This is a genomic window from Mesorhizobium sp. B1-1-6 (assembly GCF_006443035.1).
GTDB lineage: Bacteria > Pseudomonadota > Alphaproteobacteria > Rhizobiales > Rhizobiaceae > Mesorhizobium.
Window position 1 is genome coordinate 65,495 of the sequence record NZ_VFWR01000010.1, and the last position, 13,476, is coordinate 78,970.

Genomic DNA, 13,476 nt, shown 5'->3' on the forward strand with positions numbered 1-13,476 from the left:
ACCGCGATGGGGTTAGTGCTCAGGGCGGATACCAGAACCATGGGATGTGAGCGTCAGGGCGGGAGGGGTGTCCCTTTTGCTGGATTGTCTATCCGTGCGCCCGCTCTAGCGGTTCCGATGCTTGGAGATGGATTTTGCTTGCGACAGAGCAAAGAACGATCCGATTGCAGCAGTAAAGTTGAGCTAATCGTGAAAACACGTGGTTCAGAAATCCATTGCGATCCTGACAGATGCAGAACTCTGATGACCAAAGTCTCCCTTTGCCGATGGAGCTGGATGGTGATCAGTTGCTCGAATCGGAAGGCTTGCGACAACAAGCCGGACAAAGGTCTGGCGGAATTCCCTTCTGGAGGTTTGGATGATTTCGGTTAGATGGGCAGATGGCGCGCCTGAGATTGATGCCGCGGTGGCCGCTCAAGCGATGAAGTTCGCCGTCGAGTATTTCATGAGGCAGATGCAGTGCGGCGGCATCAAGGGGCGGGTTGAGCGTGGGATTGGCGGAGACGAGGGCAGATACCGCCTATCCTTCCGTTATCGTGATCGAGAGTTGACGATGATTGTCGGTCACGAAGGCGAGATCATCAGCCAAGAATTGACCATGGCGGCGCCGAAGTTTCGGTGGAAGCGGACCTGAACTCAGCGCGGCACGATTTGGGGCAATCGACGACGAATGCAAACTGGTCTCCCGGTTCGCGGCGATCGAATAGCTACCCAAACTTGGGACGAGGTTAGGCGGAACTGAGTGCTCAGATGGGCGCGTCGATGTATTAGCTACTTGGGGGAACAGTGAAGGAATTAGCAATTTTGTTCATCGTGGCTATGTCCCTTTTGTCGAGCAGTAGCCAACCGCCACTCTGGCAAAGTAAGCAGTTGCTGAGACCGACTTCAGTAAAAGGAACTTCGTTCTCGCGAATTGCACAAAGCTGGTCTTGCCAGCCGCGGCTGACATGTTCGCAAATCAGCTCCTGTGATGAGGCCCGGTGGTATCTGGAAAATTGTTCCTGGGGTGGCAAGCTCGATCGCGACAGCGACGGCACACCCTGCGAATCTCTTTGCTGATGGTTCGCTGCTCAGCAGCGAACCAGGAAGCTGCAACAATCAGCTCGGCGCCCCATTTCGACATTAGGATGGCTATGAAGGGCTGCCATCCCAATGCTTCAGCTCATCCCACGAATGTGGATGACGTCCTCAGCAATGATCTGGAACGGTACCCAGTTGATCGCTTACCCGTGCGAGCATGTTGAGCTTCAGCCTACCGTGATGCTGGGCAGGTAGCGGCGACTGAAGGGCCTGTGCGTAGTCAAAATCCACTCCGGTAAGGGCACTGTAGATGGCGAGGCCGACCGCCCGCGCCATTACTGGCGGAAGGGCGTTACCGATTTGACGCTTTTGCGGGTGTTGCCTGCCGCAGAATTCCCAGTCATCAGGAAAACCTTGAAGCCGGGCGCCCATTTTCATCGTGAAACGAAACGGCGAATCTTTCGGATGGCCGGCCGACGGTGCACTTTTTGCGAGGCCTAAGGGGTCGATTCCGAGATCCAGCCAGGCCTGCTTCCGCAAATTGGCGCTGAACGCCAGCCTTCCAGATTGTTCGGAACCTCCGACAATGGTCGGCCCAATCTTGTTAGCCCTTTTTCTGGCCCAATCTTCCGCGCCCTCCCAACCATTTGCTGCAACAAGATCGAGTAGAGCTTCGCCGACTGTGGTTCTCCATTCCGGAAATTTGGGAGGCATGCGGAAGCGGCTGATCGGAATATCCCGAAATCCGACAAAGGCCACCCTTGGCCGATTTTGAGCCAATCCGTAATCGCTGCCAAAGAAGCTGAATACCTGCGTGTCGTAACCAAGCTCTTTGAACTTCCGATGAAGCTCGGCACGGTAGTTCGAGTTCGCGCGGAAGGAGAACCCCTCGACGTTTTCGAAGAAGAAAGCTTTTGGAGCGACCTGGCCGACAATTCGAACCGCCTCCAGGAAGAGGTCGCGTTTATCCTTGTGGCCCTTCTGCAAACCCATGCTCGAGTGAGGCTGGCAGGGGACCCCGCCGGCGACCAAATCTACTTTTCCGCGATAGCTTGTGAAGTCCACATTTGCAATGTCGCCCTGCCGGACCGGACCAAGCGCCCTGTTTGCTTTCAGGGTCGCTACCGCATTTTTGTTTTGCTCGTAGATGCAGACGGCGTCGAAACCGGCAGCGTGGAGCCCGAGCGCTTGGCCTCCCGCACCAGCGCAGATCTCAATCGAGGTGAGTCGATAGGGAGGGTCGATCACCGCTTTTGCGGCTGAGGCAGGCATTTTGCTGTGCTTCAACTGCTCTTTAGAAATGCCGTTGTCGTTGAAAAGCCAAAGCACGCTTTCCACCGCAGCGCGGTCGAGGAAGTCGTGGCTCGTATCGTACGGGTTGCCGCTGTCCGGATCGACCGACTGGAATTCTCCGAGGGCCAAACTCTTCAGGCTGTCGTGTGCTCGAGCAAGCCAAACAGCCTCGTCGGAATTGCCCTGGTAATGGAACTCCCATGCGGCCGGAAGCGCTGCCGTATCGAAAAGTTCCTCGAAGCGCGCCAAGCAATCGCCAGCTTCCTGAATGAGCGAAGCGCGCTTGTCGGTCAAATCGTCGCCCATGGGGGTGTCGTCGCAACCGTCATTATAAGAATTGACGAGTGATTCAGCGAACGGCAGAAACTGCTCGCCGAAGGACTCGACTTCCGACTGCGCTTTCAACTCCGCCGCTGAACGCAGTGCCTTCCGGCGTCTCCGTTCCCGCTCGACATGGGGATCCTTTGCGTCGTCGGCATGGCGTCGCTTGATTGCCGCGACGTCGCTTGAATGCACGAAATTTCCTTGCGCGATCCTTTCAACGACTTCGTCCCTGACAGCTGTCGGGGCCGCGACCAGGGCTTTGATCGTGGCGAAAGAAACGGTCGCCTTCATGATCGTCTCGCGATGAGTTCCCAGAACTTCGGAGAATTTCAGATAGGTCCGTAAATCGCTTCTATTCAGGCCGCACTCGGATACGAGAAATGCCTTCAGCTTGGATTCCGGCAGTTCGGTCCGAGCGGCTTCGAGCTCCAACACAATATCGAGAAGAGCTTTAGTCATTGCTTTCTGGCGAGCGTGTACACGCTCCTTGATTGCGTGCAGCCTTTCGCTCTGGGCATCCGCTGGCGCTGGCCTGGCGCCTTCCGGGCGGTCGACCACGTTTTCGTATGACTGAGTTTCGTTGAAGTCCACGTTGCCCCTCTCCGGTTGCGAGCGGACTTGTGGATGACAATCTCCTTCGACGGCATCAAAGAAGTCGATAAAGTTCGAAGGACCGATCGATTTTAAACGGGAAAGCCCGCCAAATTTATGTGCACGTTGGTTTCACTGACGGTCGGCGTGCGACGTGGCCCGTGATGTCGCTAAGACCAACGCCTACCGAACCTCACGCTATCAGCGGATGAACGTTTTCCTGCATGAACCGATCTTATCGACGGGGCGCTGGTTTTCGGTTTGGATGCCTTGCTAGGTCATCCAGTCGCAGAAGGTGGACCGAACCGTCGGCCTTTGCCAGCTCTTCGACTTCTGCACGGAAGCCGTTCCGGCTGAATAGCAGATAGTGCTTGCCTTTTTTCCCTGCGCCATAGGTCGTCTGCTCCGAACGATTTCGCAGCGTTTCGAGCATCGCAAGATCCATCGCCACCGAGCGCCACTTGCATTCGCCGTAAAAGAAGGAGCCGTTCAGGGTCCGTCCCGCAACGTCGATGTCAAAGTCCGCATGGCCCCAGACGCTTCCGACCTCCATCGCGGGAGAACCGAGAGATTCCTGAGCGTTCGCGCGGGCATGATCCACGCACATGCGTTCGAACGCTCCTCCCATGAATTCAGGCAGCCTGGACTCGATCACGTCTTGGTATAGCTGTTCGCCAAAGCCGCTATTGATCGCAGACAGGTTCGGACGGACGAAATGATGCCAGAAGGCCATCAGAGGATCGTTCAGCGTGTAGCGGCGGTTCCTCGCCTTCTCGCTTGCGTCCAAGGATTTGTTCACGTTTACGAGGTCGAGCCTCGAAAGCTTCTGGATGTAGGGAGGCAGGCTCCCTGCATCCACCCGAAGCCTTCCTGCGATCTCGCTTGATGTCGTACAGCCGTCCGCGATCGCGGCCGCGATGCTTGAATACATGCCCGGGTCTCGCAGTTCGTTTTGGAGCAACGTCATAGGTTCGTCCACCAGTGCGCCTGTTTCCGTCAGGAGCAGGTCCACCACATTTTGCCTGAGGCTCTTCTCCGGGTCGCATAGCTGCAGGTAGTGGGGGATTCCCCCGAAAATGCCATAAGCCTCGATGGCCTGGCGCGAGTTGTATTCTGGAAAAAACAAGGCGGCGTCCCGCAGCGGAAGCTGCTTGACCTCGAGCGTCATCGTCTTGCGGCCATAAAGCGGGTTCCGCTCTGCGAGCAGTTCTTCCATCTGCGCTATAGCCGAACCACAGATGACAAGCTTGAGGTTCCCTTTCCGGGCGGCGCCGCCATCCCAGAACTTTTGGAGGATCGAAGGCAGTGCCTGCTCTTGGTCGACGATGTATGGAAACTCGTCGATAATCACGGCAAGCCCTCTGCGGTCGCTGCCGGCGACGCCCGCCACATAGTGGAGCACTCCCTCCCAAGACTCGATAGCCTGGAGCAGCGGGTCGCTTCCAAGGGCACGTGCCGTTTCGGCTTTGAAAGCTTCGAGGTTCAAGGTCGACGAGACGCGCGTCGCCTGGAAATAGATTTCGTTTGTCCCGTCAACCGCTTCCCGCAGCAGCCTTGACTTCCCGATTCGCCGCCTGCCATAGGCCACAATCAACGATGGTCGAGGAAGGGCAAGCTCCTTGCGGATAAGTTCAAGCTCGCGTTCCCTGCCGATAAACCTCATCACCCGCTCCCTAGCATAATCACAATTAGCATAATTACGCTTAGTATAATCACGATTATGCTAATTTCAAGGAGGCGAGTGTCATTGGTTCCTAGCACGAGCAGTCTGAATCGACCGTTGGCCGTCAAGAACTTCAGGATATGAAGCGGATGTGCGCTCTCGCCTTACGCCAGCCGCACCCTTCAGCCGGCAATTGTGCAAGGTGGCCTTGCACAATTGCCTTAGCACCATCAAATCGTCATCTCGATCAGGATTGCAGCATCACTGAAGGTGTACGTCGAGTCGTGTGAGCTATCGCCATTGCTAATCAGCATGACGTTGCCCGGCCGCTCCTCCAGAATCAACACGAAGTCTTCGGACCTCATACGTGGCACGCGGTCGGCACCGCCATTTTCGGCTTCAGCGGCCGAGCGACATCAATCTTCCAGAACGTCCGTCGTCTCCAGCGGGCCACCCTTCGTGAGAAGACCTTTTCCAACAGGCGACGATCCAGCACGCTCAAGGGTAACCTTGAACACACGCCGGTTGTCGCGGACGGTCTGGGGTCCGTTCTGCGCCGCCGCCGTGAGAAGGTCATCAAACCGTTCGCGGGCCTCGCGTACGTTCCAGACCTTGGTCTGCTTGCCCGACGCCGCCTGATCGCGGGGAGCACGCCCCATTCAAAACCTCCTGCCGTCCGGCTCATTAACGGATTGCCGGTGACTCCAAAATATGAGTCCGGTTACCTTAACACCACGGACAGTTCCTGTGAGCCCACGATCGACAATGTACGTGCTCGACACGAACGTGCTGAGCGCGTTGGCCCACAAGCGGCCCAATCCCAAGGTCGTGGACTGGGTTAGCAATCTTCGCGCCCCTATCGCCATTCCCTTTAGCGCGGTATTTGAAATACAGAGGGGAATTTCCATGCTCAAGCCTAAGGATGCACCACGGGCAGCCAGCCTTGCGAAATGGTTGAAATCATTGCTCGAGTCCGATGTAGTCTTTCTTGCGATGGATGCCCCCGTTGCCCAACTCTATGCAGACATGACTCTGATTCCTGCGTTGCAGGACCTTTGGGTTCCTTGCAAGAACGCTAAGAAGCCCGGGCAAGACCTCGCGATCGCAGCGACGGCGATCGCCCACCGCGCCGTTGTCGCCTCCATGAATACTAAGGACTTTGTCCGTATCGACCGCTATTTCCGGCTCCGCGGCTTGTTCAACCCCGACTGCGGCAAGTGGGACATTCCCCTTGCAAGCGCCCGGAGGTCATCGGGGGTCCAGACACATGAAAGGGAGCAGCAGCGGTGGCACCATCGCCCCCCTCCCCGGCAACGCAGGCTCTTTCCGGTGAGGTGCTCTCGGTTTCCATTTTCCCAAGTGTTACGCACAACAATCGAGAACTCGGCGGTCTTGTCATGACAGCGACAAAAATCATCGTCGAGGCTCTCTCTCCATTTGGTCGAAGCGCCGCTTTCTCTGAGATCGCTTCATGAGACAGTCGGGCCACAGAATCCAGCTGAGTGCGACCGACTTGGTCGGCTATCTGAATTGCCGCCATCTCACGAGCCTAGACCTGGCAGTCGCTCAAGGCACGCTTGCCAAGCCAGCTTCTTACGATCCGTTTCTAGAAATCCTTCGGGAACGAGGTGCGCTTCACGAGCAAGCGTATATCGACCATCTGAAGAATTCTGGCCTGGACGCGGTGCACATTGAAGGCGTTGACATCACGGTGGAGGCCGCCGGACAGACACTGGATGCAATGCGCGCCGGAACGCCTGCCATCGTCCAAGGAGCTCTATTGAACGGACGGTGGAGCGGTCGAACGGACGTGCTTCTCCGCGTTGAGACACCGTCAGCGCTTGGACCCTGGTCCTACGAGGCCGTCGACACCAAGTTGGCGCGCGAGACAAAGGGGGGTACCGTTCTCCAGCTTTGCCTCTATTCCGATCTGCTCGCAGGCGCTCAGGGTCTGGCACCTGAACTCATGCACGTGGTTCCGCCATGGGCGGATTTTAGGCCACAGCAGTATCGCTTCGTCGACTACGGCGCGTTCTATCGCCGAGCTAAATCCGGGCTTGAGCTGACTGTCGATACTGTTGGCGACTCCGACACCTATCCTGACCCCAACAGTCACTGCGATGTTTGCCGCTGGAGTACGCAATGTGACAAGCGGCGCCGAACCGACGATCACCTGTGTCTCGTCGCCGGCATATCCAAAGTGCAAATCAACGAGCTGAAAAGCCGCGGCGTCGGCGCGATGGAATCGCTGGCTCATATGCCCCTGCCCCTACAATGGAAGCCCGAGCGCGGCTCGGCCCATTCTTATGAGCGCGTCCGCGAGCAAGCGCGGTTGCAGGTGGAGGCGAGAGCCAGCGGAAACCTCGGTTTCGAGCTCCTTCCTGTCGAACCAGGCTTCGGACTGTCTTGCCTTCCGGAACCTTCGGACGGAGATGTCTTCCTTGACCTGGAAGGCGACCCGTTCGTGGGCGAGCATGGGCTCGAATACCTCTTTGGGTATCGATTCAGAAATGAAGCAGGCGAATGGAGTTACGTTGGGGACTGGGCTTTTTCCCGCACCGACGAGAAGCAAGCGTTCGAGGCGTTCATCGACTTCGTGGCGAAGCGTCGGGAGGCGTATCCGGAACTGCACGTCTACCACTACGCACCTTACGAGCCTGGGGCTCTGAAACGACTAATGGGCCGCTACGCAACGCGTGAGGAAGAATTCGACAACATGCTGCGGTCGAAGCTGTTCGTCGATCTTTACGGGGTTGTCCGCAACGGCCTTCGCGCTAGCGTTGAAAGCTATTCGATCAAAAGGCTCGAACCATTCTACGGATTCACCCGCGAAACAGCTCTTCAGGATGCAAACATTGCACTGCTGAGTCTCCAGTCGAGCCTGGAACTAGGACATCCGGACAAAATTCGCGAACAAGACCGTTCGGTGGTCGAGAGCTACAACCGCGACGACTGCGTATCGACGCAGTTTCTTCGCGACTGGCTGGAAATGCTCCGCTCACAAGCGATTGCAGCTGGCGAGATGATTGCGCGGCCCCAGCCCGGCGACGAAGTCGCAAGCGAAAACGTCACGGCATGGCTCGCAAAGATCGGTCCACTCATCGAGCGGCTAACTGCGGACGTTCCTCCCGGTCCGGAGGAACGTGACGAGGAGCAGCACGCGCGATGGATACTCGCCAACATTCTCGATTGGCATCGGCGCGAAGCAAAGGCTGGGTGGTGGGAGTTCTTTCGCCTTCGCGATCTGTCGGCCGAAGAGCTGACGGACGAACGCAGGGGCCTGTCGGGCCTCACGTTCGTCGGCGAAGTCCCTGGGGCCGGAAAGCTGCCGACGCACCGCTATTCATTTATTCAGCAGGAAGCAGACATTCGCGTCGAGGACGACCTGCACAATGTCGGTGGCGACAAAATTGGAACCGCGGTTGCGGTATCGCAGCAGAACCTTACGATCGACATCAAGAAGACCGGCACATCCATCGGTGTTCATCCCCAGGCGATCTACGGCTCCAAGAATTTCGGTTCTGATGAACAGGCCAATTCCCTGGTGCGCATCGCCGAACAGGTGGCGGATTACGGGCTAGCTGCCGACGGGCCATTTTGCGCGGCGCGGGATCTGCTGTTGCGCCTCGCACCCCGTCTGCGGGGTGAGCCGATCAAGATCGATGGGGAAACAAGCTTGGCAGCAGCGATGCGGGTTGCCACGCTGTTCGATGGCGGCATCTTCCCCATACAAGGCCCTCCTGGCACTGGAAAATCATTCACCGGCGCGCGGATGGTATGCGCGCTTGTTCGCGAAGGTAAGACCGTCGGGATCACCGCAAACAGCCACAAGGTCATCAGGAACCTCATCGACAAGGTCATCGAGGCAGCCGACGAACTAGACGTCGACCTGACGTGCATCGTGAAGCCGAAAGAGGTGGAGGCCAATCAACACCGATTGGTTTTCGCGAAGAACAATGCCGACGTGTATGGAGCGTTCAGCGGCTCATGCAAGGTCGCCGGAGGAACAAGCTTTCTCTGGTCACGGGCCGATGCGTTTGCATCCGTCGACGTTCTCGTCGTCGACGAAGCTGCTCAGATGTCCCTGGCAAACGTGCTGGCGGTTTCGCAGGCAGCCCACACGGTCGTTTTGCTTGGCGATCCTCAGCAGCTGGATCAGCCGATGCAGGGCAGTCACCCGGATGGAACCGATGTGTCTGCCCTCAACCATATCCTTGATGGTGAGAAAACGATCGCTGCCGACCAGGGCCTCTTCCTCGAAGAAACGTGGCGGCTCCATCCGGACCTCTGCGCATTCACCTCGGAACTGTTCTATGAGGGCAAGTTAAGGTCAAGACACGGCCTTGAGGGCCAGGTCATCTCGAGTGGTCCGATAAACGGGTCCGGCCTGAGATACTTACCTATCACTCACAGTGGAAATCAGAACTCCTCACCTGAAGAGGCAGACGCCATTCACCGCATCGTCGATCACGTGCTCCGATCGGATACGCGTTGGATCGATCGGTTTGGCAAAGAAGCGGCCATCACCCTCCACGACATCCTGATCATCACGCCCTACAACGCGCAGGTCTTCGAAATCCAGCAGCGCCTGCCCGGCGCCAGAGTCGGAACGGTCGACAAATTCCAGGGTCAGGAGGCGCCGATTGCGATTTATTCGATGGCAACTTCAACGCACGCAGATGCCCCGCGAGGCATGGAGTTTCTTTACAGCCTTAATCGCTTCAACGTTGCAACGTCCCGGGCTAAATGCCTGTCGATTCTCGTGGCTTCACCCCAGGTGTTCGAAGCGGAATGCAGGACGCCACGACAGATACAGCTTGCCAATGCGTTCTGCCGATATATCGAGATGTGCTCGGTGATCCAGTTGCCGGCGAATTAGCGCCTTTGCTACTTTTGCCGCAAAGACCGCGGTCAGGCCGACTGCCCGCCTAGTATGCTTTCCCTGAAGAACCCGACGTTCGCGCAGAATTCGGCGAGCCCGGCAAGATCGCTGTCGCGCTCCAGCCAATCGCCGCATTCGCGCTGGAAAGCGCATCCAAGGCAGGCGTTTCGTGCATTCGCCATCGCATTTCCTCTGCATTTGCGGGCCGCGACGAGCGGATCGACTTCAATCCGCGCCATGACGAGGTCCATAAGCTCGAATTGCCGCCAGACCCGATCAACCTGCGACCACTGTCGTTGCCCAGACTGCATGACTATCTCCGTTTTCCAGAGCGACCACCTGTCCGTAGTACTCTATTCATGAAGATCCTGCGGCTCGATGTGTCGCGTCGCCGCGCCGGCGAGAGCCGACGCCCAACGCGTTTCGCATCTCTCGGATGGCAGTAGAAAACGAGATAGTTTTGCTGGCGTTTGCACGACGCCTTGTGCCGCCATTTTTCGTCCCCTCAACTCGGAATTGCCGCTGGACTCGCTGGCAGGCGGACGGGTCTGTTCGAAGTGGCCGAGCGAGCACCGCAAGCTACCCGAACAATCCGACGGATCTACCCTTCGCCTTTGAAGTGAGGCTGGACGAGTGGTCGTTCGTCGCGAGGCGAGCCGCGCTGTTGGGATCTGGTCGCTTGAGACCCACCGTATAATCAAATGGCTTGCAAGGAGAGCGAATGGCCGGAAGCAGAGGGAATGTCAGCGGCGGACGCGAACCACACCAGACCGACCGATGCGCCATCAAAGGGCTTTCGGTCTCGGGCTTCGCGGTGGGCCTGTTTGCAAAGCTCGGCGAATTGGAACTACGATATTTGCACGGGCAGCATGGAAAACCCGCTCGCCGGATAGCTCGCGATTGCGGGCTGCCGACCGGGCACCAGCGCGATTTGCTGGGTCGGTCTCAGCAATTCCTCCATGACGACGCGTAGTTCCAGTCGGGCCAGAAGCGCGCCCGGACAGACATGGATGCCGCCGCCGTAGAGGAGATTTTGCGTAGCATCACGATCGAGGCGGAATTCGTCGGAGTTGCCAAAGACCGCTTCGTCGCGATCGGCCGACGCCCACATGAGAGTGACCCGCTCGCCAGCTGCAATCCAGCGTCCGCCGATTTCCACCGGCCTGGTCGTCACCCGCCGGTTGGAAATGAGCGGTGCGTGAATCCGCAATATCTCGTCGATGGCAGCGGGCAGCACGTGCAAATTCTCTCGAAGCCGCTGCTGAACCTGCAGGTTTTCCGCAACGTAGTGGCCCAAAATCCCCACGCAGGCGGTTATCGTGCCCAGTTCGCCGACCGTCCAATTACGCAGGATGCTCACGATCTCCTCGTGGTTCAGCGGCCTGTCCCCGATCTTTTGCCGGAGCAAATTCGTTGTGATGTCATCTGGCGCGGCCGCACCGGCCTCACGACGCGCTTCCAGTAATGCGCTGATATAGCTGTCGAACTCGAGCGCGATGGCAGACATTGCATTCGTGTCTCTAACCAAGGTGGCCTCATGGTTCTTGCGGACCCACAGAAGCAACGGCTCATGCAGACTTGCAGGCCAGCCGAGGAAGGCGCACTGGATATGCACTGCGAATAGCTGGGCAAGCTGCGTCACCAGATCGATTTCCACGCCCCTTTGCAAACCGGAGACGAGATTGGCTGAGATCGTCCGGCAAAGCGGTTCGAAACCTGCCACGCGCTCGGACTCGAAATGGCTCTCGATTAGCGGTCGGTATGCCGTATGCTGGGGCGGGTCCATGCCGCTTGGCACTGACAGATGACTGGAAACGACGCTGCTGAACGTGTGGTGATCATCCAGTGCCTGCACCACGTCCTCATGTCGGAACAGCGACCAGCCGAGATAGTCGCTATACGCCACCGGGCAGCGGCGACGCATGGCGTCATAGGCTTTGATCTGGTTGGAAAGGACCTGATCGGATCGGGGATCCCAATCCGGTTGCGGCTTGTCTGGCGTCGATTTCATGGCAATTCCCTGAAAACTTCCCTGCACCGCACCAGCAAAGGCGGAAACGCGCATGCGCATAGCCCAGCCCTACGTGGCAAATGTCAGGCGCTGTGGTCTACCATCGAGCCGTCCTCCAAAACAAAACAGGCCCTCGTTGCTCCGAGAGCCTTGAGCGCGGAAACGGCGCGGTCTACGGGCATAACGGAAAAGGCGGTCGAAAGCGCGTCCGCGCAGGTAGCGGTCGGTGCAATAACCGAGACGCTGAGATAGCGGTTCGCGCACAGCCCCGTCGCGGGATCGAAGATGTGATTGAATCTCCCTGCTGTGTCGAATTCTGTGCCGTAGCCGCCTGACGTGGAGATGGCCTGGTTGTCGACGGCAAGCGTCGCAAAGAGGCGCTCCTCGGCTCGGGGGTCCTTTATCCCGATCAACCAGGGCCGTCCCGCCGGATGAGTGTCGAGCGCACGCGTCTCTCCCATATCGATTAAAGTGTGCGTGACCCCCCGAGCGCGCAGAAGCTCGGCGACGCGATCGGTAATGTAGCCTTGCGCTATGCCGTTCAGGGTTATCGCCATGTCGGATTGGTCGAACGCCACTTTTCCCGCGCCGACGGTCATCCGCGGGTAGCCGCACTTGGCCAAGGCACTTCTGATGTCGGATGGTGCCGGACCATTCAGGTCGGCGCCGACTGCGCTGAAGTGCTTCGCATAGAGGGCCCAGAGCGGCTGCACCGTCGGATCGAAGGCGCCGCCGGTTGCGCGAGCATAGTGCTCGCTTATCGCCAGAAGCTCGATGAGTTCCTGCGGCGGATCGGCCAGCTCGCCCTCGCGGTTCAACCGGGAAAGCGCGGAGGTCCCGTCGTAGAGGCTGAACACACGCTCCAATCTATGCACCTCGGCAAGTGAATCTGCGATCAAGCGCTCGGCCTCGGCGGCATCGGGATGGTATATCCGCAGTGAGGCGTCGGCGCCGAGCGCGACACCGCGCCATTCGTGGAATAATGGTGAGGCCCGGCCCGACGGCACAAAGCCCGCCCCTAGCGCAGCAAGGCTCAGGCCTGCAACCGCGCCGCTGATACGGATGAAGCGGCGTCGGGTTATCGGGTCAGCCAGTTCGCCATCCGGCTTGATTCCGTTGCGCAGGATTGTCGAAGGCTCTGTCATTGCTTCACCGCGGTCTTGGGCGTCAGGGCTTCGCCGGCCGAAACGTCGGCGACGTCATCGTCACTTTCCAAAATGTATTTCTCCGGGATCTCGCCGAAGCGGACGACCTTTCCGCCGCGCGACGCCGTGAACGACTGGGCGGCCTTCTCATCGGAGAAGGGCACGGCTTCTTTGCCACCCATGCCAGCGTTGTAGTCACTGCCGATCGCATACCAGGCGTCGTGCGCCTCGACCCAAGCTCCCGCCTCGGGGCGATCCCAGTTCCTGGCCTTCGCCATATCATTGACATAGATGGCGGCGACATCCTGCGGCTTCCCGGGGAGCATCGAAAAGGCAATGGCGTCGCGCACGGACGCGAACCAAACCGGCTCGGATTTGCCTGCAAAGAACGCCTGCCCCTTCGGGCCGCCATGCTCAAGGAGCCCCATCGAACAGAAGTAGGCAACCGACGCGACCGTCGGCTCCTGCGGTGGCGGCTTGGGAAGGCTAGCGACATCCTGGCTGCAGCCGGCCAGCAGGATGGACAAGGCGGTGGCGACAAGCACGC

General features: G+C 58.5%; 10 protein-coding genes. 3 read left to right on the forward strand and 7 right to left on the reverse strand.

Translation table 11 applies throughout. The annotated features are described in order from the left end of the window. Window positions 1-358: 358 nt before the first annotated feature. Window positions 359-634 (forward strand): DUF6522 family protein, encoded by a 276-nt coding sequence (locus tag FJ979_RS20390; RefSeq protein WP_140583212.1) that lies wholly within the window; start codon window positions 359-361, stop codon window positions 632-634. Between the two features lie 554 nt (window positions 635-1,188). Here the strand turns inward: FJ979_RS20390 and dcm are convergent. The 3 genes from dcm to FJ979_RS20410 all read right to left on the reverse strand — a co-directional run bounded on the left by dcm (window position 1,189) and on the right by FJ979_RS20410 (window position 5,550). Continuing rightward, on the reverse strand, window positions 1,189-3,228 hold the full coding sequence (gene dcm, locus FJ979_RS20400) for a DNA (cytosine-5-)-methyltransferase (RefSeq protein ID WP_140583215.1): 2,040 nt from the start codon (window positions 3,226-3,228) through the stop codon (window positions 1,189-1,191). A gap of 235 nt (window positions 3,229-3,463) precedes the next feature. Continuing rightward, a complete protein-coding gene (locus tag FJ979_RS20405; RefSeq protein WP_140583218.1) occupies window positions 3,464-4,891 on the reverse strand; it encodes an ATP-binding protein in 1,428 nt (475 codons plus the stop codon). Between the two features lie 416 nt (window positions 4,892-5,307). Next, window positions 5,308-5,550, reverse strand: a complete 243-nt coding sequence (locus FJ979_RS20410; protein WP_140583220.1) for a hypothetical protein — start codon at window positions 5,548-5,550, stop codon at window positions 5,308-5,310. A 106-nt stretch (window positions 5,551-5,656) separates the two neighbouring features. Here FJ979_RS20410 and FJ979_RS20415 point away from each other — a divergent pair, with 106 nt between their 5' ends. Then, the gene (locus FJ979_RS20415) at window positions 5,657-6,292 is read left to right on the forward strand and encodes a PIN domain-containing protein (protein ID WP_181181797.1); all 636 of its coding nucleotides are present in this window, start codon (window positions 5,657-5,659) and stop codon (window positions 6,290-6,292) included. 70 nt (window positions 6,293-6,362) lie between these two features. Further along, on the forward strand, window positions 6,363-9,770 hold the full coding sequence (locus FJ979_RS20420; protein WP_140583226.1) for a TM0106 family RecB-like putative nuclease: 3,408 nt from the start codon (window positions 6,363-6,365) through the stop codon (window positions 9,768-9,770). Window positions 9,771-9,802: 32 nt separating this feature from the next. Here the strand turns inward: FJ979_RS20420 and FJ979_RS32605 are convergent, their stop codons facing one another. From FJ979_RS32605 to FJ979_RS20435, 4 genes are all read right to left on the reverse strand, one after another. Beyond that, window positions 9,803-10,084, reverse strand: coding sequence for a DUF6455 family protein (locus FJ979_RS32605; RefSeq protein ID WP_281406006.1), 282 nt, complete (start codon window positions 10,082-10,084; stop codon window positions 9,803-9,805). Window positions 10,085-10,620: 536 nt separating this feature from the next. Next, window positions 10,621-11,784, reverse strand: a complete 1,164-nt coding sequence (locus tag FJ979_RS20425) for a cytochrome P450 (RefSeq protein WP_140583502.1) — start codon at window positions 11,782-11,784, stop codon at window positions 10,621-10,623. A gap of 83 nt (window positions 11,785-11,867) precedes the next feature. Beyond that, entirely contained in the window at window positions 11,868-12,929 is a 1,062-nt protein-coding gene (locus FJ979_RS20430) for an FAD:protein FMN transferase (RefSeq protein WP_140583228.1), read from the reverse strand. Next, complete coding sequence (locus FJ979_RS20435) at window positions 12,926-13,474, reverse strand: nitrous oxide reductase accessory protein NosL (RefSeq protein ID WP_246679352.1); 549 nt, start codon at window positions 13,472-13,474, stop codon at window positions 12,926-12,928. Before FJ979_RS20435 ends, FJ979_RS20430 begins: the two co-directional genes overlap by 4 nt. Window positions 13,475-13,476: the final 2 nt, after the last annotated feature.